Source organism: Enterocloster lavalensis (assembly GCF_046603895.1).
Lineage (GTDB): Bacteria > Bacillota > Clostridia > Lachnospirales > Lachnospiraceae > Enterocloster > Enterocloster lavalensis.
Genome location: NZ_CP176637.1, coordinates 4,307,590 through 4,328,741, shown reverse-complemented (window position 1 = coordinate 4,328,741; position 21,152 = coordinate 4,307,590). Strand labels below are relative to the sequence as shown.

The 21,152-nt window shown below is 57.2% G+C and carries 18 protein-coding genes; 4 read left to right on the top strand and 14 right to left on the bottom strand.

Going from position 1 to position 21,152, the window contains the following annotated elements; all coding sequences use genetic code 11:
* Window positions 1–6 precede the first annotated feature (6 nt).
* Window positions 7–1,023, top strand: a complete 1,017-nt coding sequence (locus tag ACK2JC_RS19290; protein WP_024736023.1) for an ABC transporter permease — start codon at window positions 7–9, stop codon at window positions 1,021–1,023.
* A gap of 80 nt (window positions 1,024–1,103) precedes the next feature.
* Window positions 1,104–2,966 carry a substrate-binding domain-containing protein gene (locus ACK2JC_RS19285; protein ID WP_092371749.1) on the top strand — a complete coding sequence of 621 codons (1,863 nt, stop codon included), beginning with the start codon at window positions 1,104–1,106 and terminating at the stop codon, window positions 2,964–2,966.
* 159 nt (window positions 2,967–3,125) lie between these two features.
* Here the strand turns inward: ACK2JC_RS19285 and ACK2JC_RS19280 are convergent, their stop codons facing one another.
* The 9 genes from ACK2JC_RS19280 to ACK2JC_RS19240 all read right to left on the bottom strand — a co-directional run bounded on the left by ACK2JC_RS19280 (window position 3,126) and on the right by ACK2JC_RS19240 (window position 12,838).
* Window positions 3,126–3,785 (bottom strand): DUF1016 N-terminal domain-containing protein, encoded by a 660-nt coding sequence (locus ACK2JC_RS19280; protein ID WP_368270953.1) that lies wholly within the window; start codon window positions 3,783–3,785, stop codon window positions 3,126–3,128.
* Between the two features lie 246 nt (window positions 3,786–4,031).
* Window positions 4,032–4,916: an ATP-dependent sacrificial sulfur transferase LarE gene (gene larE, locus ACK2JC_RS19275; RefSeq protein WP_320936768.1), complete on the bottom strand. Its 885-nt coding sequence runs from the start codon at window positions 4,914–4,916 to the stop codon at window positions 4,032–4,034.
* A gap of 74 nt (window positions 4,917–4,990) precedes the next feature.
* Window positions 4,991–6,427, bottom strand: coding sequence for a nickel pincer cofactor biosynthesis protein LarC (gene larC, locus ACK2JC_RS19270; protein WP_320936767.1), 1,437 nt, complete (start codon window positions 6,425–6,427; stop codon window positions 4,991–4,993).
* A 1-nt stretch (window position 6,428) separates the two neighbouring features.
* Window positions 6,429–7,172 (bottom strand): nickel pincer cofactor biosynthesis protein LarB, encoded by a 744-nt coding sequence (gene larB / locus ACK2JC_RS19265; protein ID WP_092361206.1) that lies wholly within the window; start codon window positions 7,170–7,172, stop codon window positions 6,429–6,431.
* An 11-nt stretch (window positions 7,173–7,183) separates the two neighbouring features.
* Window positions 7,184–7,798 (bottom strand): ABC transporter ATP-binding protein, encoded by a 615-nt coding sequence (locus tag ACK2JC_RS19260; RefSeq protein WP_092361207.1) that lies wholly within the window; start codon window positions 7,796–7,798, stop codon window positions 7,184–7,186.
* Window positions 7,795–8,811, bottom strand: a complete 1,017-nt coding sequence (locus tag ACK2JC_RS19255; protein ID WP_368270954.1) for an ABC transporter ATP-binding protein — start codon at window positions 8,809–8,811, stop codon at window positions 7,795–7,797. The genes ACK2JC_RS19260 and ACK2JC_RS19255 overlap by 4 nt, the downstream gene beginning before the upstream one ends.
* Window positions 8,812–8,824: 13 nt before the next feature.
* Complete coding sequence (locus ACK2JC_RS19250) at window positions 8,825–9,622, bottom strand: ABC transporter permease (RefSeq protein WP_276952928.1); 798 nt, start codon at window positions 9,620–9,622, stop codon at window positions 8,825–8,827.
* Window positions 9,623–9,936: 314 nt separating this feature from the next.
* Window positions 9,937–10,929, bottom strand: a complete 993-nt coding sequence (locus tag ACK2JC_RS19245; protein ID WP_368270955.1) for an ABC transporter permease — start codon at window positions 10,927–10,929, stop codon at window positions 9,937–9,939.
* A gap of 244 nt (window positions 10,930–11,173) precedes the next feature.
* On the bottom strand, window positions 11,174–12,838 hold the full coding sequence (locus ACK2JC_RS19240) for an ABC transporter substrate-binding protein (RefSeq protein ID WP_368270956.1): 1,665 nt from the start codon (window positions 12,836–12,838) through the stop codon (window positions 11,174–11,176).
* 602 nt (window positions 12,839–13,440) lie between these two features.
* Here ACK2JC_RS19240 and ACK2JC_RS19235 point away from each other — a divergent pair.
* Window positions 13,441–14,274, top strand: a complete 834-nt coding sequence (locus tag ACK2JC_RS19235) for a hypothetical protein (protein ID WP_320936763.1) — start codon at window positions 13,441–13,443, stop codon at window positions 14,272–14,274.
* 62 nt (window positions 14,275–14,336) lie between these two features.
* Window positions 14,337–15,353, top strand: a complete 1,017-nt coding sequence (locus tag ACK2JC_RS19230) for a hypothetical protein (protein ID WP_320937352.1) — start codon at window positions 14,337–14,339, stop codon at window positions 15,351–15,353.
* An 81-nt stretch (window positions 15,354–15,434) separates the two neighbouring features.
* On the opposite strand, the gene ACK2JC_RS19225 is transcribed toward ACK2JC_RS19230, so the two are convergent.
* The 5 genes from ACK2JC_RS19225 to ACK2JC_RS19205 form a co-directional block, all read right to left on the bottom strand.
* On the bottom strand, window positions 15,435–16,187 hold the full coding sequence (locus ACK2JC_RS19225; protein ID WP_320937351.1) for an HAD-IIB family hydrolase: 753 nt from the start codon (window positions 16,185–16,187) through the stop codon (window positions 15,435–15,437).
* On the bottom strand, window positions 16,168–17,367 hold the full coding sequence (locus ACK2JC_RS19220) for an N-acetylglucosamine-6-phosphate deacetylase (RefSeq protein WP_320937350.1): 1,200 nt from the start codon (window positions 17,365–17,367) through the stop codon (window positions 16,168–16,170). Before ACK2JC_RS19220 ends, ACK2JC_RS19225 begins: the two co-directional genes overlap by 20 nt.
* 240 nt (window positions 17,368–17,607) lie before the next feature.
* Window positions 17,608–18,930, bottom strand: a complete 1,323-nt coding sequence (locus tag ACK2JC_RS19215) for a 6-phospho-alpha-glucosidase (RefSeq protein WP_320937349.1) — start codon at window positions 18,928–18,930, stop codon at window positions 17,608–17,610.
* 121 nt (window positions 18,931–19,051) lie between these two features.
* A complete protein-coding gene (locus tag ACK2JC_RS19210) occupies window positions 19,052–19,513 on the bottom strand; it encodes a PTS glucose transporter subunit IIA (protein ID WP_320937348.1) in 462 nt (153 codons plus the stop codon).
* 273 nt (window positions 19,514–19,786) lie between these two features.
* Window positions 19,787–21,151 (bottom strand): adenylosuccinate lyase family protein, encoded by a 1,365-nt coding sequence (locus tag ACK2JC_RS19205; RefSeq protein ID WP_320937347.1) that lies wholly within the window; start codon window positions 21,149–21,151, stop codon window positions 19,787–19,789.
* Between the last annotated feature and the right edge of the window lies 1 nt (window position 21,152).

The window sequence follows — 21,152 nt, the reverse complement described above, 5'->3', positions numbered from 1 at the left end:
ATGATTATGAACGAGAAGAAGCAAAGCACCGTAAAGCGTCTGCTGGGCACCCGCGGAATGGGCGCGGTGATCACGGCATTCGTGGGACTGATTATCATTTACGTGGCATTCGGACTGATTGACCGGAACGTATTTTCCGGGCAGAACGTCATGAACCTGCTGCGGTCCATGTCCAAATATCTGCTGATCGGCGTTGGGCAGAGCTACCTGCTGATCACCGGAAACATCGACCTGTCCATCGGTTCCATGGTCGGCATGAGCGCCATGGTGTCCGCCACCCTGATGACCATGGGCGTGCACCCGGTCATCGCCATGGCGGTAGCGCTGCTGTGCTGCCTGGTCTGCGGCGTGATCAACGGCACTCTGGTGGGCAAGTTCAAACTCCCGCCCTTCATCGCCACCCTGGGCACCATGTTCGCGGCCCGCGGCGTCGCCTACATGGTCAACAACAACCGCAACACCGACGCCATCGCCACCGGCATCGGCAAGGAAGCAGGCGACAGCTTCCAGAACCTGTTCTACTATGGCAAGACCTTTGGCATTTACAATACCTTCTGGATCGCCCTGATCCTGTTTCTGATCTTTTTCTTCCTGCTGTCCAGAACCAGAACCGGACGCCATATTTACGCCATCGGTTCCAATGTGGAAGCGGCAAAGCTGTCCGGCGTGGATGTGGTGACCACCACCATCAAGGCTTATCTGGTCAGCGCCACCTGCGCCTGCGTGGTCGGACTGATCCTGTGCGCACAGGCCGGCATGGGTAACATGGAGGCGGGAAACATGTACGAAATGTACGGCGTGGCGGCCGGCGTAATCGGCGGTATCTCACCCCTGGGCGGCACCGGACTTCTGTTAGGCACCTTCGCCGGCGCGTCCGTATGGCAGACCCTGGAGAACGGGCTCAACATGATCGGCGCACAGGTTGGGATCCAGCGCCTTGTGATCGGTATCATCGTGGTATTTGCGGTATTGCTGGACGTAGTGGTCCGCTCCGGAAGTCTCGGAAAGAAAAACAAGCAGTAAAACGGTCAAACAAGTGGAACGATATTCAACCGCCGCAATTTTGCGGGGTTCAATATAAAAAAAGAAGGAGGATTCGTTTTATGAAGAGAAAATTAATCGCAATGCTCAGCTGTGTAGCTCTGGCAGCGGCATCCATCGCAGGGTGCAGCAGTTCCAAGCCGGCCGAGTCGGCAGCGGCTCCGGCTGAGACCACCAAGGCTGCGGAAGGTTCCGAGGCCGCGGCACCGTCAGGAGACATCAAAATCGCACTGATCACCATGGACTCCATTGACCAGCACTGGGTCACCTTAAATGAGGGCGCTCAGAAAGCGGCCGCGGAATTAGGCGTCACCGTGACCTTCATGTCCCCCAATACCAAGGACGACGCTCAGCAGATTGAGTGCGTGAACAACGCCGTTGCAGGCGGGTATCAGGCCATCGTGGTGGCCGCAAACGGACCCGACGCCATCTCCTCCGCCCTGAAAGAAGCGGCAAGCGCAGGCGTGAAGCTGGTCTATGTGGACTCCCCGGCCAACGTGGACGCGGAAGCCACCTTCTCCACCGACAACGAGGCGGCGGGCAAGACCGCAGGCGAGGAAATGATCAAAGCTCTGGAAGCAGCGGGCATCACCTCCGGCAAGATCGGCATCGTAAACGTAAACGCAGCCACCGACTCCACCGTGAAGCGCGAAAAAGGTTTCCGCTCCGCATTTGAGGGCAAGGGCTACGAGCTGATGGAAACCCAGTACGGCGAAGGAGACGCGGCCAAGTCCCAGACCATCGCGGAAAACTATATCACCCAGGGCGTTGTGGGCATCTTCGGCTGTAACGAGGGTTCCACCACCGGCACCGGCAACGCCATCAAGGCTTCCGGCAACGCCAACATCATCGGCGTGGGCTTTGACAAGTCCGACGCAATCATGAACCTGATCAACGACGGTTATCTGCTCTGCACCATGGCCCAGAACCCCGACGTGATGGGCGAGGACGGCGTAAAAGCTGCGGTTGCTGCCATCAAGGGCGAGAGCCTGGGCGGCAAGGTTACGGATACGGGCGTTTCCGTCATTACCAAGGACGGCGCTCAGGCAGGCGGCGCGCCGGCAGCTCAGGCGGCGGACACCGCAGAGGTGAAGGCCAGCCAGGCGTGGAAAATCGCGCTGATCACCATGGACTCCATTGACCAGCACTGGGTTACCTTAAATGAGGGCGCTCAGGCCGAGGCTGAAAAGCTTGGCGTGACCGTGACCTTCATGTCCCCCAACACCAAGGACGACGCCCAGCAGATTGAGTGCGTGAACAACGCCGTTGCAGGCGGATACCAGGCTATCGTGGTGGCCGCAAACGGCCCCGACGCCATCTCCTCCGCCCTGAAAGAAGCGGTAAGCGCTGGCGTGAAGCTGGTCTATGTGGACTCCCCGGCCAACGTGGACGCCGAGGCCACCTTCTCCACCGACAACGAGGCGGCGGGCAAGACCGCTGGCGAGGAAATGATCAAGGCCCTGGAAGCAGCGGGCATCACCTCCGGCAAGATCGGCATTGTAAACGTAAACGCAGCCACCGACTCCACCGTGAAGCGCGAAAAAGGCTTCCGCTCCGCATTTGAGGGCAAGGGCTACGAGCTGATGGAAACCCAGTACGGCGAAGGCGACGCGGCCAAGTCCCAGACCATCGCTGAGAACTATATCACCCAGGGCGTTGTGGGCATCTTCGGCTGTAACGAGGGCTCCACCACCGGTACCGGCAACGCCATCAAGGCTTCCGGCAACGCCAACATCATTGGCGTGGGCTTCGACAAGTCCGACGCGATCATGAACCTGATCAACGACGGTTACCTGCTCTGCACCATGGCCCAGAACCCCGACGTGATGGGCGAGGACGGTGTAAAGGCTGCCGTAGCGGCTCTGGAAGGCCAGGATCAGGGCGGAAAGGTTACGGATACGGGCGTTTCGGTTATTAAAAAGTAATTGAATGGGATTGTGAGAACCGCCGGGCGGAGACGTTTGGGCGGGGAGTGAGACCAATCGTGATTGAGGGGGGGGGGGGGGGGCATTTTGTCCCCCCTTATGTCAATCCAAAAAACAGGCAACCAAAAATCTGTCGCCTGTCTTTATGTCATATCTCTTCTATGCTGCCTTTTCTTCCATTCCTAAAAACTCTAACACAAAAGGATTTTTCAGAACATCTTGAGGCTTTTCAACTACCTGTCCTTCATTTGCTAATTTTAAAACTTCCTCTTTATTTCTGCTCAGGGCAAGGCGTTCATACAGGCTGCTGTTATATTGCCGTTTTAGCTGCGGTACAGACCATTGGCTCTGGAATGCCTCAATTTCATAAAATTTTCGTATTTGCCTATCAGAAATCCTCATCAAAACCTGATAGTGTGACCAACTCAATTTGAATTCAGCAGAAGCCTTCTGCTGAATTGCCAAATTGCTTTTTGCTGTGTTTTCAGACTGAATATTCTCTATCTGTTCTTTATATGTTAAATAAAATTTTCTAAAACTCCTTAGGTTTGTTTCTGAAAAGCCTTTGCCAAACTGAGAGGTTAAATACTCCGATAATGCTTTTATCAGAGTCGTCCCATATTTCGCTCGATTTTGCCCTCTCTGTTCTTCCTGTACAATCATTCTGCCAATTTCAAAGTTAGTGACACAGATTACGGTATTCGCTGTTGAAGCAACCATTTTTCTTGATTCTGCGATTAAATTTGCGGCATTCTCATAGAATGTATGATCGACTGGTAATGCTGCTGTCTGATTCATTTCATATTTACTATTCCCCATGTCAACTATATCTCCCTTCTTGATTACCTAATATCCACCAACAGACGATACAGATCCGTTTGCTCAAAAATGCGACTTCTTCCGTTATTCCCGCATTACTTCACAATTCCTTTCTTTTCGAAAATCAAAAGAGCTTTAGAATAGGAAATATTTAATTATATCATATAATTTGAGATATAAAAAGTATAATCCTTTAATTTATTTCAGAATTTATTTCAGAAAAACACTAAATAGGCAATATAAATCCTATATTGTTTCCCCGACCTCCATTTTAATCCCAATATCCATACTCCCCGACCGGAATCCCTCCAAATCCAGAGTGATATAACAAAATCCCAGCTCTTTCAGGCGCGCCGCTGCCTGCTCTTTCACCCCCAGCATCTGTTCCATGGCGGCAAAATCCACCTCGATGCGGGCAATGTCCCCGTGAAGCCTGAGCCGCACATTTCCGCCCACAAGGGTTCTCAGATAAGCTTCCCCCTCGCCGATCCGGCGGAGCATGTCGTAGTCAATGGGCGTGTTGTAAGGAATCCGGGTGGCCATGCAGGGCGTGGACGGGCGGGAGGCCACGGAAATGCCGTACCAGGCGGCCAGCTCCTTGACCTGGGCCTTGGTGATGTGCAGGTCCGCCAGGGGGCTGGTGATGCCCAGCTCCCGCAGCGCCCGGATGCCCGGGCGGTAAACGTGCATGTCGTCCTCATTGGTGCCGTCCAGAATGCGGTCAATGCCCCGCTCTTCCGCAAAGGCTTTCAGCGTGGAGAACAGGTGCCTCTTGCAGAGGTAACACCGGTCCACCGGGTTGTTGCGGATCTCCTCCTGCTCCAGCTCGTCCACCGTGATCACGCGGTGATTGCCTCCCAGCTCCGCCGCCACCCGCCCGGCGATCTCCAGGTCGCAGGAAGGGTGCAGGCGGCTGTCAAAGGTCACCGCCCAGACCTGCCTGCCCGTATGCTCCGCCGCCTGAACCGCGGCCTTTAAAAGCAGGCTGGAATCCACGCCCCCGGAGAATGCCAGACAAATGTCCCGGGCAGCGTATTCCGCCATTTGGTTTTCCAGTTTTTCCCTGATCGATGTGAGGTCTGTAGGTTCAGCCGATTGCAGGCCAGACTTTGTTGTGTTTTCATCTGCCATTTTTAAGTTCCTTTCTGGGTTTGTTACCGAATCTGCTTAGCAGAGGCGTTTGACCTTTGCAGACGGGGCCCCACCTAGCGCGCCTCCTCCGCCTTCCTCCTGATCTCGTCATACGCGGTCCTAAAGTCCACCCCGTGTTCCCGGCAGATAGTTTTTACACTCTCGTACTCCGGATAGAAATACTGTTTTCCTTTGTAGCCGCACACCTTGACCTGCGCGTCGCCGAACCGGGTGCTCACAGTCTCATTTCTGCGGTCCATAATGGTTCTGGACACCGGATAACGCCGCACGCCGATGGTGGTGGTCTGGGTGAGCACCAGGGTCTCCAGCTCCTCCAGTTTGTCCTCCCTGCACAGCACGGACACCATGTAGGCCGGACGGTTCTTTTTCATGAAAATGGGAGTGGCCCACACGTCGGCCGCCCCGGCCGCCAGAATCATTTCCATGGCAAATCCCAGCATCTCGCCGGTGCAGTCATCGATATTGGATTCCATCACCCACATCTGGTCCCCGGCGCTTTCCTCGGTCTCCAGAATCATTGCCCGGAGTACATTAGCCTGTTTGAAATCTTTCTTGCCTGCGCCCATACCGGTTTTCACAATCCGGCAGGAGGCCGGAAGCCGGTCCATGGTTTTGACCGCCGCCGCGATAGCCGCTCCGGTGGGTGTCACCATCTCGCCGTCATTGTCCGTCAGCCGCAAGGTAAGCCCGTGAGCCTGGGCAATATTGGCCGTAGCGGGAACGGGAACCGGGATCACGCCGTGCTGGCAGCGCACGTAACCGCTGCCCTCGGCCAGCGGGGAGACAACCACGTTCTCGATCCCCAGGCTGTCCAGACACACCGCCACGCCAATGATATCCACGATGGAATCGATGGCTCCCACTTCGTGGAAATGAACCTGGTCTATGGGCAGGCCGTGGGCCTTGGACTCCGCCTCCGCCACGATCCGGAACATACGCTTCGCCAGCTCCTTCACGCGGTCATTGGAGTCCAGACGGTCTATGATGGCGCAGATATCGGCATAGTTGCGGTGGACGTGGGGATGATGGTGGTGCTCTGCGCCGGAACCGTGGATGTGCTCGGCCATCGCGTGGGAATGACCGTGCTCCTCCCCGTGCCCGTGGTGGTGCTCCGGCCCTCCGTGTTCATGGTGGTGAGCTGCCTCATGTTCATGATGGTGATCCGCCTCTCCATGCTCATGAAAATGCCCCTCCGCTCCATGTTCGTGATGATGCCCCGCCTCTCCATGCTCATGAAAATGTCCCTCCGCTCCATGTTCGTGATGGTGGTGATGATGCTCCCCTTCCACCCCCTCCAAATGCACCTCAAAATCAAAGGCGTCCAGCCCACATTTCTTCGTCCTCCCAAAATGCAGGTGATATCCCCCAACGCCCAGGCTCCCCAACGCCCGCTCCAGCGCCCCGCGGTCCGCGCCCAAATCCAACAGCGCTCCCACGGTCATATCGCCGCTGATTCCCGAGTTACATTCCAGATACAAAATTTTCTCCATATTATTTCACCGCCAATCGATTTATTTGGGTCGCCAGGTATCCGGCGCCATAGCCATTATCAATATTTACCACAGAAATTCCGTTGGCACAGGAATTTAACATCGTCAGCAGAGCCGAAAGGCCGTGGAAGCTGGCCCCGTACCCCACCGAAGTAGGCACCGCGATCACCGGCGCGTCCGCCAGACCGGCGATCACCGTGCCCAGCGCCCCTTCCATGCCCGCCACCGCCACGATGCAGTTGGCCTTCATGATCCGCTCCCGCTGGGACAAAAGCCGGTGAATCCCCGCCACGCCCACGTCGTAAATCCGGTCCACCGCGCAGCCGAAATACTCCGCAGTCTGGGCCGCCTCCTCCGCCACCGGGATGTCCGCCGTGCCCCCGGTGCATACCGCGATCAGGCCAGTGTGCTCCTTTCCCGGCTTCTCCACCTTCAAAATCCGTGAAACCGGATCGTAGCTCACCTCGGGCACCAGGGCCTTCACCAGCCGGAACTGTTCCTCGCTGGCCCGGGTTCCCAGCACCTCGCCGTCCCGCTCGTAAAACTTCTTAAAAATCTGCACCAGGTACTCGTCGGGTTTACTCTGACAAAATACCGTTTCCCCGAAGCCGGACCGCAGGGCCCGGTGGTGGTCCAGCTTGGCGTACCCCAAATCCTCATAGGGCAGGTCCTTTAACAGCGCCTCCGCCCGCTCCAGGTCCATTTCCCCCGTTTTCACTTCCTCCAGAAGCTTTCTGACATCCATCTGCGTCCTCCTTAACCTTCCATCTGCTCTAAATCCAAAATACGGCCGCACAGCCGTTCCATCAGGGCCTGTGAATGGCTGACCACCATCAGGCCCAGCCCCCGCCGCCCCACTTCCTCTCCCAGAAACTGCCAAATCTGGCTCTGGGTAATCAGGTCCAGCATAGTGGTGATCTCGTCCGCCAGCAGAAACTGCGTTCCGCTGCCCAATGCCCTGGCGATGCAGAACCGCTGCAATTCCCCGCCGGACAGCTCGCCCGGATAGCGGTCCAGCCATCCGCTCTCGATGCCCAAGCCCCGGATGATCCGCTCCTCCACCGGCCCGCCCTCATTTAAAATCGTGCCCATCCGCAGCCGCGGGTTCACCGCCAGCTCCGGGTGCTGCCAGATCATCTGTACCGGACAATAGCCCTTGTACGCGGACAGCGGCTTCCCGTCCAGATACACGCTGCCCTCGTCCGGCGTCTCATACCCTGCCAGAATCTTCAGAAATGTGGTCTTTCCGAAGCCGCTGGGCGCAGCCAGCCCCAGGCGCTCCCCGCTCTCCAGGGTCAAATCCATATGATTTAAAATGTTCCGGTTCCCGTTGTCATACCGGAAGGAAACATTTCTCGCCTCCAGCCTCATGTCCCGTCCCTCATTTCCAGTCCCCCACCATCTCCGGCGGCCGCGCCGCCCGGCCTCTCCGCCAAATCATCCTGCTCCATCAGCCATTCCGCCCGCGCGCACCTCACCCTTCCCCCGCGCAGTTCCCGGTAAGGCACCTCCCCGCGGCAGACTTCCTCCGCCCACGGGCAGCGCGGCCCGTAGGGACAGCCCTCCGGCAGCTCCCCGGCAAATGGCTGGGCGCCCGGAGCCGCCGAAAATCCATGCTCCGGCATAGCCCGAAACAGCGCCCTGGAATAGGGGTGCCGCAGCGTCTGCTCCCGGGCGAAATCCTGGGAATCCGCCTCCTCCAGATTCGTCCCCGCGTAAAATACCACAATCCGGTCCGCCGTATCCAACGCCAGCTCCAGATCATGGGTGATCAAAAGCACCCCTGCCCCCTGATCTGCGATCTCCCGGAAATGGGACAGGACCCGCCTGGCCGCCGTGATGTGCAGCCCCGGGGTGGGCTCGTCGGCGATCACCAGCCGCGGCGTTTCCATCACCGCTGTGGAGATCAGAATCCGCCGGGTCATTCCCCCTGAGAGCTGAAATGGGAACAGCCGCTCCGTTTTCTCATCCAGACCGTACCGCCCCAGCACCGCCAGGCTCTTTTTCCGGCTCTCCCTGTCCTGTTTGCCGTTTCGGACCTGTTCTCCCACCCGCATAAGGGGATCCAGGTAGGAAACGCTCTGGGGCACCAGAACGATTTCCTTTCCCCGCAGCGCTTTCATCCGCTTTTCCGTCAGCATTTCCCCACGGTAGTTCATGGTTCCGGACCAGCTGGCGTTGTAGGGCAGAATCCCCAGCACCGCGTGGGCCAGCAGGCTTTTCCCGGACCCGCTGGCTCCCACCACAGCCACCATCTCTCCCTCCCCAACGGTCAGGCTCAAATCCCGGATCGCGTTCAGATTCGTCCGTCTGAATCCCCGCTCATACCGGGAAAAGGAAATGGACAGGTGCTCGATGGAGAGCACGTTTTTCTTCTCTTCCATAAGTCAACTCCTCCTACTGGTGGGCATGGCCCGGGTCCAACAGACGCCCCAGGGTATCCCCGGTATAGTGGAACAAAACCACCACAAACACCAGAAACAGCCCCGGGAACAGGGCCAGCCACCACCTGCCCATGGCCAGATATTTCATGCTTTCCGACAAAATCACGCCGATGGCGGGCTGCTCCGGCGAGAGTCCAAAGCCCAGAAAGGTGATGCTGGCCTCGTGGAGAATGGCGTGGGGAAACATCAGCACCAGGCCCACAAACAGCTGCGGCAGAAGGTGGGGCACCATGTGCCGCAGCGCAATCCTAAGCCTCCCCTCCCCCAGCTTCTCCGCAATCCGAATATACTGGCTGGCCTTCAGCTGCAGGACCTCCGCCCGGATCAGCCGCGCCAGGGAAGTCCAATGGGTCAGGGAAATGCCCACGACCACGCCCCAGAAGCCCTTGCCCATGGCAAATGAGATCAATACCAGCAGCAGAATGTGCGGGATTCCCAGCACCAGGTCAATGAGCCCGATAATCAACCCGTCCACAAACCGCCCCATGGTCGCCGCCAAAAGCCCCATCACACAGGCGATGGCCGCGCTGACCGCAGCGGTCAGAAGCCCGATGCGGATGCTCATGGACAATCCCGTCACCGTTCGCACAAACATATCCCGCCCCATGAAATCCGTTCCAAATGGATATGCCAGGGACGGCGGCAGGTTTTTCCTGGAAAAATCTGTCACCAGCGCCTGCTGCTCCAAAGCCTGCCCCGCCACGGTGACAGCGGCCAGCAGCACAACGGAAAACGCCATCAGAAGCAGCATGATCTTGCGCTGGTTCCAGCCGCCCTGCGGGCCGGTGACAGCCTGTGAAGCCTGGCCTCCCGTACCTGCGCCTTTCATCACGTTCATGCCAGCACCATCCGCCTCTGCCGTCCGTTTCCCTTCCACATCATCCAGCCTTGCCGCCCGTTTTCCTTCCACATCATCCAGCCCTGCCGCCCGTTTTCCTTCCACATTATCCAGCCCTGCCGCCCGTTTTCCTTCCACATCATCCAGCCCTGCCGCCCGTTTTCCTTCCACATTATCCAGCCTTGCCGTCCGTCTCCTCCCCGCGCCTTCCCGCTCCGTCAACCGCCTCATGCCCGCGCCCTCCCGCTCCGAATTCTTGGGTCCACCGCGCCGTAAAGCAGGTTGGCGGTGAAATTTCCGGCGAACACGATGGCCGCGCTGATCACCGTGATGCCCAACAGCAGGGGGATGTCTCCCCCCAGCCCCGCCGTCACCGCCGCCTGACCCAGGCCCGGGTAGGAAAATACCTGCTCCACCAGCACCGAGCCGCCGAAAATCTCGCTGATGGACGCGAACTGCAATGTCATGGCCGGCAGGATAATGTTGCGCAGGCCGTGGCGGCGGATCATGGTCCATTTGGAATCCCCTCTGGCCCTGGCGAACAGAATATAGTCGCTGTCCATTACCTGGGCCATCTTCTCCCGGGTGTGCATTGCAATGTTAGAAATTCCGGTAATGGACAGAGTCAGCGCCGGGAGAATGGCGTGCACAATCCGGTCGCCCAACGTCACCCCCGACGCCTCCACGCCGATGGGTACGGAAAGCCCGATGGGCAGCAGCTTCAGCCACACCGCAAACACCATCAGCAGCACCAGGGCCAGCCAGAAGGCCGGCGTGCTGGCCGTAATCAGCGCATAACCGGAAATCACCCGGTCCACCGTCCGCCCCCGGTTGGCCCCGGCCACAACGCCGAGCAAAATTCCCACCAGGCCCGACACCATCCAGGCCACAGCCATGAGCCAGAGGGAATTGGATAATTTCACCGCAATCACCCGGGACACCGGCCGGCGGTACAGCAGGCTGACGCCCATATCGCCCCGGAGGAAATCCCCCGCCCAGGCCATAAAACGCGCCACAGGAGGAGTATTGACTCCCCAATACTCCTCCAGCTTCGCAATCTGTTCCGGGCTCATGGATCCCAGCGCCGCCTGCCCCACATTGGTTTTTAAGGGATCCAGAGGGGAGACGGACACCAGGAAAAATGCGGCCGCGCTGACAAGGGTCAGCAGCACCCCAATCCTGATTAGGTTTTTTATAATCCACACTCCATTTACCTTCAAACTACCGTTCTCCTCTCAACCCTTAATTTCCTGATTTTTCCGGTTCCTGATGTGGACTGTTTCCCGAGCTACGCCATTTCCCGACCCACACCGTTTCCCGGCCCACACCGTTTCCCGACCCGAGCCATTTCCCGGCCCACACCGCTTCCCGGTCCAAGCCGTTCCCCAACCCACGCCGTTCCCCAACCCGCACCATTTCCCGGCCCGAGCCATTTCCCGGTCCGCGCCATTTGCCGGTCCGCCCCTACTTCCAACTCCACTGATCCACATTATTCACAATGGACCAGCCGTGCCCATGTGGGTGCAGCTTCTGTTCCGCCACCTGAAGGCCCTCTCTGGACCAGTACAAATGATCGATGTTCACCAGCCAGATCCATGGGATATCCCCCTCCTGGGTAATTCCCGCCGTCCCGTCCCACTGTGCCTTTTTCCACAGCTCATAGGAGGCTTCCAGGTCGCTCTCCGCCAGGGCCTCGTCCATGTACCGGTCCACCGTCTGGTTGGCGTAAGGGGAATACTCCGCCAGACCCGTTTTCTCCATGGTATGGTAAATATTGTAAAGCTCCATGGGCGTGTGCGCGCCCCAGCCCCAGAGCAACGGCTCCGACTGGGCGCGGGTATAGGCCGTATCCCAGTCCACACCCTCGGTTTTGGTATCAATGCCAAGCTTCCTCAGCTGGTCCGCAGAGTCCGCGGCCAGCGCCTGGCGCACGGAATCGCTGGCCGGGTAGAGAAACGTCAGCTCCGCCCGCAATCCGTCCTTTGTGCGGATTCCGTCCGCTCCCGCGGTCCATCCCGCCTCATCCAGCAGCGCAGCCGCACCTGCCGGGTCGTATTTCACCTGCGCGTCCGGCTCATACCAGGGCATCTTGTCACAGACGCTGTAGGCCGGGCTGCCGTAACCGTTCAGCACATGCTCAATCATCTCATCCCGGTCGATGCCGATGTTGATGGCCCGCCGCACCAGCACGTCGCTGGTGAAATCATTTCCCAGGGGCACGCCCTGCTCTGAGACGCTGCCCGCGGGAATCGCGGGGAGGTTGAACCCCCGGTTGTCCACGGTGTCAAAGGCCAAAAGCTCGTAGCCCGGAACTGTCTGATCCGAGTAGGAAGCCGCCGTGTAGGCGATATCCGCCTGTCCCGCCATCACCGCCGCAAAGGCCGCGTCCTCCTCCATAAACAACACCGTCACCTTCCTCATTTTGGGCGCTTCCCCGTAGTAATCCGGGTTGGCCTCAAAGATCACCTGCTGCCCCCGGTCCCACTGCTTTAGTATGTAACGCCCCGATCCGACGGGGTGTTCCCCGTAATCCGGGCCGTAGGCGTGTTCCGGCAAAATGCCCACGATGGCCATGGTGTACGGCCAGATGGAATAAGGGCGCTTCAGATAGAACCGGACAGTGGTATCGTCCACCGCCTCCGCCCGGTCCAGCATCGTGAAATCATTGACCGAGCTGGTGTCCCGCAGCGTATTGTAGGTAAAAACCACGTCGGCGGCGGTGAGCTTCTCTCCGTCGGTAAAACTGGCGTCGTCCCGTATTTTCACGGTCCAGGTCAGCCCGTCTTCGCTGGCCTCCATGTCCGTGGCCAGGTCGTACCCAATCTTCAAATCCGTGGTTGTGACCGTCAGCGTGCTCTGAATCAGCGGCTCGTGAACGTGCTCCCCGGCCCCCCATCCGTAGGCCGGATCGAAACCGGCTTCCGGTTCCGAGGTGGGTCCCATGACCACGATCACGCTGTCTTTGGAGCCGGTTGTGCTGTCCGCCTCCTGAACGGCGGCGCCGCCCGCCCCGTCTGTCTCCGAAACGGTCTGTCCGCTGTCCTTTGTCTCCGTACCGCCGCCGGAACAGGCGGTAAGCACAGCCGCGGCCATTCCCACTGCCAGCAGTGTCTTTATGTTATATCGCATTTTACATTTCCTCCCAATTATGTCTGGTTTCATTTCTCGCAACACACCCCGAATCGATTGATTCGCCGCAAGCCTGGCCAATGGCTCGCGCATTCGGCACTTGGGTCCCCAGCCCACAAAAAAATACCAGGAACCGTGATACGCATCCTTGGGGACGCCTATACCTTCCTGGTATTGTAATTCGTATTGATCGTTTGATTTTTGTTTTACGCACTGCTGCGTTTATCTCTTTGGAACCTTCTCGTTCCTGCGTCGACTTCTGTCGGCCATTTTGGAAAATTATACCGAAAAAACAGGGAAATGTCAACCAGATTGATCAATTCAAACATGATTCTGGATTTGCAATGATTTTTACGGACCCGGATTACAAATCATCCCTTTTTTGAAATTTTGTTCTGCACTGAATTTGTTATAATTGACATCACACAGATCCCGTTTACGATCCAAAAAGGATATGATCAGGCCGGTGTTGGGGACTGTTTTGAATCCGGTGGGAAACCATGGGAGCATAAGTGGTTATAACGTATAGATAACCATCGGAGGTGAGCGCGATTAACATCATTGATTATTGCCTACAGGGCATAGCAGACAGAGATTCCGTCATGACGTTTGATGAGGGCGGTAATTGTTACTTATCAAACTCATTTACCTGGAATAGCATTTTACGTGAAATAAGCAGGACTTTTTTCCTGGATTTTACAACATGGTCACTTTTAACTGCGGATCAGTACCAAAAGCTGACAGCGCCCGAAATCATTGTAGACGAAGAGGTCAGGGAATTCAAATCGTTTACAAGACGGCCCTATTATCGGATGAGAGGAAAAAAAGTTACCGCGGATCAGGCTTTTGATATCATCCGGCGTGTGGACAATGTTTTTAGATCAGGAACCAGCGCGGTTCAGGAACATGCAGACTACATCGGAAGTATGAATTTTGACAGTTGGATCTTTGACCGCCACCATTACCCGCGGCACTATGGCTGGATTCACGCGGACGGCACGGTAGGCTGTGACGCGATAACCCAAAAGTATCCTGATGTTGATGAATTTATTGCAGAATGGTTTATCAAAATGATGGCATTCCCATATCTGGATTTGGTGATTGCCATAACAGATTGGGATGAATCTCCGCCATCCGCCGCCAGTGGATTTACATATAAATATAATCCTTACGATCGGACGATTCCGACTTTTGAGGAATCGATTGTCTGCGGTATCTGGGTCCACGATCAGGTTTTGGAGATCATGAGTCCGAAAAGAACGGTTAAAAAATATGCTGAATATGTCAAATTGTATGAGGGCAAAAACAGGGATAAATACCTGCCGGAATATTATCAGGACAATGGCATTGTCCAGGCAGATGAGAACTACCTTAAAAGATGTATCGAGGCATATGGCCTGAATGCCGATGAGGAACTAAGGAAAATCAGTTGGTGATTCTTGCTTTAAAACGATAGCCCAAACAATGCATACCATTCAAAGAAACGAGGTGATTAAGGATGGGGGAAGATAAAAAGCTTCCTGGTTTTTGCCCGCTTGAGCTCACTGAAGCCATGAAGGCAATGCTAGCCGAATATAAAATGGAATGGTCCCGGAACAGGCAGGCTCTGATCGAGCAATATCACATAACAAATTATGATGAAGCGGTTTGTAACGAGTTGAGCAACGTGCGCCGCCCTTTGGTATTAGTGAGAGGCAGGTCCATTTCCAGGGAACAGGCGATGCAGCTGATCGTCGGGGAAGAGCCTTTGTTCGGTAAAGGCTCTGACGATGAGCGTTCCTGGTTCGACCCAAGAAGTAATCGCGGCGTACTGAAGAATATCTTTTACCGTCAGGGATACAGCTGGCTGTCCACATGGGTCTATACGGACGGTACAATCGGCGGAGATCTGGTCCATCTGGGAAGGTACCCGGAATTAGAGGAATTTGTTCCAATGTACGCGGATTTGGCAGGGAAGTATCCGTTTTTGGATATGGTAGTTTCCTATACGCTGGTGGATGAATGCTGCTGTTTTTATTGCGACAAAATAGATCCTGAATTTGGGGTTGATCAGCAGTGTACCTGTAAAGATTGTATCCCTTATTTAGACAAAATCAAAAAATATAAGGAAGTTTACAGCTTCTCCGATTTCGAGGCATTCTATTACAGCTCCTGGGAAACCGACCATGTGAGAAGCGATGTGGGGAATTTAGTCTGTCTGACAATCTGGATACATAACGGGCAGGCAAACATTCTCTTCGGCGAACCGGCAATCTCTAAATTCAACGAGTACAACACGCTCTATTGCGCGCCGGAGTATGCGTTTATGTTCAGCTCTTCCTTATATAGCGACCGGCATACATGCATTTGCGACAAACAGTTCGTCGAGGACTGTTTTGAATCCATCGGGAAACCAAGAAATCTTTGCAATGAATATGTGGAACGCGGTTTTATTTCCCCGTTTAACGAGAATGCAATCGTCGTCACCAAGGATTGGGTGATACGCCAGTATAACGCTTATATTGCAGGAAAATAGCCCTTTTCAAAGGTACACCGCCAGGCGCACGCCGGCAAAAAGCGCCTCAGCCTTCGAGCCCGGCTGAGGCGCACTCCTTTTCTACAACTCCCCCATCTCCAAAAACTCCGCCACATCCTCAACCACCCGCATGGCCAGGGCCCGAACGGACAAAGCCGCGCTTTTCAAGGTAGCCCCGCCGTACTCCCGGATCATGCGCACGTCGTTTGCGCTGTCCCCGATGGTCAGAATCTCGTCAAATCCCCCCGCCCACCGGGCCAGCCAGCCCACTGCGGCGGATTTGTCCACGCCATGGGCCACGATATCCGCGTTACATACATTTGCGTAAGCGGAAATGTCGGAAAACCGGGCGTTCAAATCCCGGCACAACTCCCGTATATAAACTTCGTCCGGCCGCCGCCGGTGAATCTGCACGATCTCCTCCAAATCTCCGGCCTCGTCGATGGTCAAATCCCCGCTGCACGGCTTCTGGGTGGTGGTTCCCGCCCCGGACAACACGTTCACCTTGTAATGGCGCAGGGAAACGCCGCTGCCGTCTCCGTCCAGACCGTGGAGATAGCGCAGCACCTCCATGGCCGTCTCCTTAACGATTGGCTTACAGAACAATTCCCGCCACTCCCGGTCCAGGATCACCGCGCCGTTGTTGAGGATCAGCGCGTCCGGCTTCATCCCGTACTCGTCCAGAAGCTGGCGCAGGGAAGCCTCGTTGCGGCCCGTGGCGATCACAAACCAGTTTCCCGCGGCCTGCCAGGCCCGCACCGCCTCCAGATTGCGCGGGCTCACCCGGCTGTCCACATAAAAGGTCCGGTCAAAATCACTGACTGCACATTTCATTTCCGATCTCCCTTCCCCTGCAATACACGCAGACCAGATTCAAATCCTGATCCAGAATCGTCAGATCCGCGTCCTTTCCCGGTTCGATGCTGCCCTTGCGGTCGTCCACATGGATATACCGGGCCGGATTCAGACTGGTCATGCGCATGATGTCCTGCCAGTCCACCCGCGTATGCCTTGCCATGTTTTGGACGGAGCCCGCGTAGCTCAGCTCCAGCTCCTTCACCGCCTCATAGTCTCTTGGGTTCACCCACTCCTGCTGCCCGTCGTAGTGGTCGATGCGCAGCCGGTCCCCGTCCTTCACAAACTTCATTTTCCGCACATAGTGGTCAAACTCGGTCTGGGTCTGGGCCAGGCCGCTGCAATCCGTGGTCAGAATGATCCGCCCGCTGCCCTTGATCCGGTAGGCGATGTCAAATGCCTCGTGGCTCACCGTCATGCCGGTCTGTTTGGCGAACTCGCACATCATATCGTCGAAATACAGGGCCGCACCGGCCACCCCCGGCTCCCGGTGGTGGAAGCCCCTCATGCCGCTGAAGGTGTGGGTAAATCCCCCGATTCCATACTCCCGCATCCGCCGTATCTCCTCAAAGGTGGCCGCACTGTGGCCCACCGCGGTCTGGATGCCGTGGCTTCGGCAGAAAGCAAGGACCTCCCCGGCCCCCTCCCGCTCCACGGCGATGGTCATGTGACGGCACAGCTGTGGGTGGCGGAAGCTGCCGTAAAGCTCCTCCATCATTTCCAGGCCGGGAGCAATGCAGCACTCCTCCCGCTGCATGCCCCGGTACTGCGGGTTGATGAACGGCCCTTCCAGGTGCACGCCCAGCAGCTCCGCCCCGGGATATCCAGCCTCGTAAGCCTCGTCCGCCGCCGCGATGCAGCGCTTGATCTCCGGGATGGTGTCCGCCCCCGAGGTAGCCAGAAAGGACGTAACCCCGGCGTAGGGCAGGGTGCGGCACATTTCCCCCACCGCCCCGGCGGTCTTTTCAAACCAGAAGGAGCCGGTGGCCCACCCGTGGATGTGGATGTCTATGAAGCCAGGCAGAATCACCTGATCCCCGAAATCCCGGTACGGGCCGTCCCAGGCGCTGTGAAGCCCCTTGATCTTCCCGTCCTGAAGCTCCAGAAAGCCGTCGAATTCCCGATCTTCCAGGATGATGTGTTTTGAATATAGAATCATCGTTTGTTCCCCCTAAAATCTGTAAATTTTCCCGTGCCGCGACGGTTCCAAACCCACGCCCTGCATTCCTTTCCCCGGCAGCGGCTTCAAACCCGCGCCTGCATTCCTTCCCCGGCAGCGGCTCCAAACCCAGCGCCGTATTTCCGTCCCGGCAGCGGCTTTAAACACAACGCCTGCATTCCTGCCTCGGCAACGTCTCCAAACCCAAAGCCTGCATTTCCATCCCGATCCCCCGCCCCATCACTTCAGCGTCCAGTAATCCCGGTTCGCTTCCATCAGATCATCCAGCACCGCCTTAGCCTTGGACGGGTCCACTACCGAGCGGTTCAAAATCAGCGCTTTCAACGCCTTGGTATAATCCTGCTCCAAGAACGCCTCCACGGTCAGCAGCTCATATGCGTACTGCCCTTCCATCAGCCCCTTATAATAGGGTGAAATGTCCCCAAATGGATACCCCTTGGCGCCATCCTTCCCAATCGTCCCGGCCACCTCCACAATCGCATCCGGTTCAAAATTGCCGATGATGCCGTCGTTGCGCACCAGCACGATAAACTCCCGGTTCAAGTCGTAGGCGATGGATTCCGCCACCTCCACCATCAGGTTGCCGAACACGCTGTTGGTCAGCATTTCCAGCCCCTCCATGGTGTCCCGTCCCTTCGCTTTGGCGCAGACCTCGAACACTTCCTTTTCCCGGGAATCCCTGGACTCGTCCGCCCGGGTGTACGCCGGGTCGCTCTCCGCCGCGATCTCCTCCGGGAACATGTAATACTGCAAATAGGTGGTGGGAATGTACTCGTCGATGAACTTCATATATTTGTTCACTCGCACGTAGGTGTCCAGCCAGGATTTGGAGCGCTGCTCCGCGTTAAAAGGCTGGAAATCGTGGTCCCGCAGATAAGTCCGCAGGGTGTCGAAATGGTCGTTTCCGTCCGTGTCCTTAAGCTCCGTAAACCACCCGAAATGGTTCAGGCCGAAATACCTGGCCCGCAGCTTTTCCTGGGGCACGCCCAGAATCTTGGCGTAGCTCTTCATCAGGGAAAAGGGCTGGTCACAGAGATTTAAAATCCGCCCGTCCTCCGGGAACATCTTGTCCAGCCCCAGGGCCACGATAGCCGCCGGGTTGGTGTAATTTAAAATCCAGGTGTCCTTCGAGTAGGATCGCACCTTCTCCACCATGTGCTTCATTGCTCCCAGCGAGCGCATTCCGTAGGCAAATCCGCCCGGCCCGCAGGTCTCCTGGCCCACCAGCCCATAGCGCAGCGGAATCTTCTCGTCCAGAGACCGCATGACAGTCTTGCCCACCCGCATCTGGCAGAACACAAAATCCGTCTCCCGGTAAGCCTCGTCCTCGTCCGTGGTGAACACCACCTCGCACTCCGGGTAAAAACATTTCAGCACCAGCCGGTCGTAATCCTCCATCAAACCCATGCGCTCGTTGTCAATATCATAGAAAATGATCTTGGAGAGCGGAAAACGCTCCTTATAGTTGACCAACGTCCCCACCAGGGCCGGCACCCGCGCGCTCCCCGCGCCTGCGATTGTAATAATATGCGATTCTCTCATCCGATACTCCCTCTTTTCCGTTTAAGTCAGAGCCCGCCCATAGCGGGCAAATTTAAAAAGAGGATGCGCCGTTCCGCCGCCGCATCCCCCGCTAATCAGCCAATACTCCCCTGCGGCTGTTCTAAAATTTCACGATATCCGCCTCGCCCCGGACAACCGCGCCGGTTTTCAGCAGCGTTACCGCCTCGCCGTTCACAAATACCACCGGCGATACCAGCGATTTCCCGCTCTGCCTCACCAGGCCCAGATCCACCGTCACCAGCGTCTGGCCCGCTTTCACCTTATCTCCGGCCTGAACCTTTACGTCGAAGCCCCGGCCTTCCATCTGGACCGTGTCCATGCCGATGTGGATCAGGCACTCCAGGCCGTCCGCCCGCTTTAAGCCGTAGGCGTGGCCGGTGGGAAACGCCGCTGTGACCTCCCCGTCAAAGGGCGCCGCCACCTGGCCGTCGGTCAGGTCCACCGCGAACCCGTCGCCCAGCATTTTCGAGGAAAACGCCGGGTCCGGCACCTCGGTGACCGGCATGAGCCTGCCGCCCATGGGGGATACAAAATCTACTTTTTTACGTCCAAACAGTCCCATTGTGATCGTTCCTCCAATTCTATCTTCCAGTTATCGCGGGTGGCTCCCCGGGCGCCCCGGCCTAAAATCTTCCCGGAACACGTGCAGTCCGCCCCGGTAACATTCCGGCCACAACCTCCGCCCCGGTAACATTCCGGCCACAACCTCCGCCCCGGAAACGTTCCGGCCACAGCCTCCGCCCGGGCGGTCCGGCTCCCGCCGGTTCAGCCCAAAGTTTCCCCGGAACGCGGATGGCCCGGCCCACGCCAGCCCACCCCTGCGTCTCACGACCTCTTATTCAATCCGCGCCCTAAGCTCCCCTGCCGCCGCCTTAGCCTTCCCGGCCATATCCGCCGCAATCTCGCTGCAAAGCCCGGTATAGCTCGCCGGATCGATCATGCTGCGCAATTCCTCCTCCGAGAACATAGCGGTAATCCCGTCGTCCTCCAACAGCACGCTCAGATAATCCCGGCCCTCCAGCTCCACCTTCATTGCCTTATCGTACATCAATTCATGTGCTTTATCCTTGCCAAGCTTGGCGGCCACGTTCATCATCACATACTCGCTGTTGTCCAGCCCCCGGTTCAGATTCACGTTCTGTAACATCCGATCCCGGTTTACATGCAGGGTCCGGGTCAGCTCCTCCCCGCGGATCAGCACCTCGGTGGCCAGCTCCAGCCCTTCCTCCATCAGCCCGTCAAAAAGCATGTAGGAGCTGCTGTCCCCCTCGAACATCCGCACCGCGGAGTAAAGCCCGGTGGTGGACAGGGAGTACAGCTTCTGGGAGTTGGCGATAATGCCCTTGGCCAGCTTGGGATTGATCTTCTGGGGCATGGTGGAACTGCCGATGGTGCCCGGCGTAAAGGACTCGCTGACCTCGGAAAACTCCTCGATGCCGGTGTAATAGACCTCCTCCGCCATCTTGTGCAGCGTATTGCACAGCAGGGACAGGTTCATCAAATACTCCACCTTCATCTGGCTCATATTGCGGCTGGGAACGTCCATGGGCCTCATGCCCAGCGTTTCCGCCACCCGCTCCTGGATTCTGCGGCCGGGCCGGCCGGTGGCGTTGAATCCGCCCACCGCGCCGCCCATCATAGCCACGAACACCCGCTTCTCGCATTCCTCCAGCCGCTCCAAGCTGTTTAACAGCTCGCTGATATACACGGACACCTTGTAGCCGTAGGTAATGGGAATGGCGTGCTTTCCGTGGGTCCGCCCGGCCATCACCGTGTCCGCGTTGTCCCCGGCCAGGGTTCCCAGATTGTCCAGAATGTCCGCAATAAAGCTCTTGAACACCCGGTTGACTTCTTTTGTAATATAGAGCTGGGAGGTCTGCTGGATATTCTGGGTGGTAACGCCGTAGTGCACGTATTTTGCGCCCTCCCCGCGGCAGGCCTTCACCAGCACCTTCACGAATGGCACGAAACCGTGGCCCACCCTGGCCTTGATACGATCCATCTCTTCCAGGTCCAGATCCTCAAAGCGGACGGAGGCGATATCCTCTGCTGCCTCCCGGGGAATGAATCCCTCCTCCGCCTGGGCCAGGGCCAGAGCGGCCTCCACCTTCAGCCAGGTCCGGTACTTTTCCGTCTCACTGAGCAGCGCCTTGATCCCCCGGTCGTCCAGTTTACTTTTCGAATCATATAAAGCTCGCATT

What these genes read in the sequence shown, in the direction of transcription:
- larB (WP_092361206.1), bottom strand. Translation starts at nt 7,172, where the DNA reads ATGGATGTCAGAAAGCTTCTGGAGGAAGTGAAAACGGGGGAAATGGAC.
- ACK2JC_RS19210 (WP_320937348.1), bottom strand. Translation starts at nt 19,513, where the DNA reads ATGGGACTGTTTGGACGTAAAAAAGTAGATTTTGTATCCCCCATGGGC.
- ACK2JC_RS19290 (WP_024736023.1), top strand. Translation starts at nt 7, where the DNA reads ATGAACGAGAAGAAGCAAAGCACCGTAAAGCGTCTGCTGGGCACCCGC.
- ACK2JC_RS19280 (WP_368270953.1), bottom strand. Translation starts at nt 3,785, where the DNA reads ATGGGGAATAGTAAATATGAAATGAATCAGACAGCAGCATTACCAGTC.
- ACK2JC_RS19255 (WP_368270954.1), bottom strand. Translation starts at nt 8,811, where the DNA reads ATGGAAGAGAAGAAAAACGTGCTCTCCATCGAGCACCTGTCCATTTCC.
- ACK2JC_RS19225 (WP_320937351.1), bottom strand. Translation starts at nt 16,187, where the DNA reads ATGAAATGTGCAGTCAGTGATTTTGACCGGACCTTTTATGTGGACAGC.
- ACK2JC_RS19205 (WP_320937347.1), bottom strand. Translation starts at nt 21,151, where the DNA reads ATGCGAGCTTTATATGATTCGAAAAGTAAACTGGACGACCGGGGGATC.
- larC (WP_320936767.1), bottom strand. Translation starts at nt 6,427, where the DNA reads ATGGAGAAAATTTTGTATCTGGAATGTAACTCGGGAATCAGCGGCGAT.
- ACK2JC_RS19215 (WP_320937349.1), bottom strand. Translation starts at nt 18,930, where the DNA reads ATGAGAGAATCGCATATTATTACAATCGCAGGCGCGGGGAGCGCGCGG.
- ACK2JC_RS19220 (WP_320937350.1), bottom strand. Translation starts at nt 17,367, where the DNA reads ATGATTCTATATTCAAAACACATCATCCTGGAAGATCGGGAATTCGAC.
- ACK2JC_RS19240 (WP_368270956.1), bottom strand. Translation starts at nt 12,838, where the DNA reads ATGCGATATAACATAAAGACACTGCTGGCAGTGGGAATGGCCGCGGCT.
- ACK2JC_RS19260 (WP_092361207.1), bottom strand. Translation starts at nt 7,798, where the DNA reads ATGAGGCTGGAGGCGAGAAATGTTTCCTTCCGGTATGACAACGGGAAC.
- ACK2JC_RS19230 (WP_320937352.1), top strand. Translation starts at nt 14,337, where the DNA reads ATGGGGGAAGATAAAAAGCTTCCTGGTTTTTGCCCGCTTGAGCTCACT.
- larE (WP_320936768.1), bottom strand. Translation starts at nt 4,916, where the DNA reads ATGGCAGATGAAAACACAACAAAGTCTGGCCTGCAATCGGCTGAACCT.
- ACK2JC_RS19235 (WP_320936763.1), top strand. Translation starts at nt 13,441, where the DNA reads ATGACGTTTGATGAGGGCGGTAATTGTTACTTATCAAACTCATTTACC.
- ACK2JC_RS19250 (WP_276952928.1), bottom strand. Translation starts at nt 9,622, where the DNA reads ATGCTGCTTCTGATGGCGTTTTCCGTTGTGCTGCTGGCCGCTGTCACC.
- ACK2JC_RS19285 (WP_092371749.1), top strand. Translation starts at nt 1,104, where the DNA reads ATGAAGAGAAAATTAATCGCAATGCTCAGCTGTGTAGCTCTGGCAGCG.